1 protein-coding gene is annotated in these 1,618 nt (G+C 58.8%); it reads left to right on the top strand.

Going from position 1 to position 1,618, the window contains the following annotated elements:
• Window positions 1-145: 145 nt before the first annotated feature.
• Window positions 146-715, top strand: coding sequence for a hypothetical protein (locus ACFYE1_RS17350; RefSeq protein ID WP_387745762.1), 570 nt, complete (start codon window positions 146-148; stop codon window positions 713-715).
• The last annotated feature ends 903 nt before the right edge of the window (window positions 716-1,618 follow it).

The raw sequence follows: 1,618 nt of genomic DNA, 5'->3' as shown, positions 1-1,618 counted from the left end.
CGCTGTCACCCGTTCGTGTGGACCAAGACCAGCACCGAAATCCTCAAGAAAGCCAACCGCTCAACGACTTCGAATACGGGCCACTAGTGCTCCTACCCGCCTCGGTGGCCATACGATAGTCCTCACTTACATGGGGGTGGTCGCCATGGCTGAGACTGCGAAGGGTTTCTGGCACACGGCACCCGGAATGATCACTGCTGTCGCAGCTCTCGTGACCGCAGCCGGTGGGCTTTTGGGTGTTCTGATTCAGAATGACGTTATTGAGTGGGGAAGTGACAGCCAGCAATCGGGCACGACGCAGGACGCCGCCAACACCCCTGGTGGAGAAAACGGTGGACAGCCAGGGCCAGAGGCGGCGACGACACCGTCCACGGATACGTCAGACTATATTCCGTGGAATCAGGCTACCGCCGATTTAGTGCGCCATGATGGGACCAGAACGACAGTCAAAGCGGCGACAGTGGGTCTAGCCTGCGACACCAAAACTCTTGCTTTCGAAAATGGCCGAAAAATCAGCCTGGAAATTGTGCGCAGCATCCAGTTCGATGCCATCTATACCAACAACGCAAGCGCCGATGGAATAGTTGCACTGCTGGATGGAAGAGAACTGACGGACCCCATCCACACATGGAACTGCCCGGTCTTGGCTCAGAATGAACTCGGTCCAGTCGAAATCAAACTTGAAAACATACACCGCATTGAATTCCATCGTTGAGTGCCGCTACCCAAGAGCGTGAGACCATACTCGCCCGGATTTCCAATGCGGTTGTCAGGCCAACCATCATGTAGCTGGGACGGAGGAACAGCAGATAAGACCCACCTGTGTACACTGACCTGCACGGAATCAGCTCATCTGGTCACCGCAGCCTACTCGACAACGTCGATGCCATGTCTTGCAATCAAACCGGCTCATAACACCTGAACTGCAAGACACGCAGAAGAGCCGAGAGCCCCCAAGACTCAGAATTGCCCATCGACGAGTCCCGATCAGATGCAGTGTCAGTCGGTGAACCGTTCGTAGGCACTCTGCCGGGAGGTGCTCAACGCCCAGCCAACTCCTGCCCAGGACACCCCGCTCCCCCGGACTCCCTCCACAGCATCATGGAGCGCCACGCCGGCCCCGCGCTCCAACGGGCGCAGAAACTTCACTCGCTCCGGAGCGAGGTCTACGGCTTCCTCGGTCTTCGCGGCCGCCCACGCATCAGCGGCCATGCGCAGGCACTGGGCCACAGCCACCCCGTCACGGTCGCCCACCGGCATAGAGTGATCGGCCAGAGCTGCCCCTAGATCCCATGCCGCGTGCGGCGCCGTCACGCCCTGCTTTCCATCGTGCTCGAGCACATCCTCCTCCGGGTTGCCATGAAACCCTGACATCGTCAGGTGTCCCTGACATCACCAGGAGGTCAAGCATTCAAGCCGGCGTTAGAGCGCACATTGCTTCGCACCGGACCAAGTCTTGCAACCAACGCGTGGTGCAACGCATCGGGTGCAGGACGCGGTGCGTACATATCTGTGGTAGGTCATTCCCCTTTGCAACCTCACCTGATGGTCAAGTCCATTTGCGTGGTGTAACGCAGTCCCCGCGTGATTCTTGGGGTGGTCAGGCGCTGAGGGCCAG

Origin of the sequence: Kocuria nitroreducens (assembly GCF_042879195.1) — a bacterium.
In the GTDB taxonomy this organism is placed as follows: Bacteria; Actinomycetota; Actinomycetes; order Actinomycetales; family Micrococcaceae; genus Kocuria; species Kocuria nitroreducens.
This window is presented reverse-complemented; position numbering and strand designations above follow the sequence as displayed.

Bases quoted from the DNA above. Each gene is read 5' to 3' on its own strand.
- ACFYE1_RS17350 (WP_387745762.1), top strand. From the start codon at position 146: ATGGCTGAGACTGCGAAGGGTTTCTGGCACACGGCACCCGGAATGATC.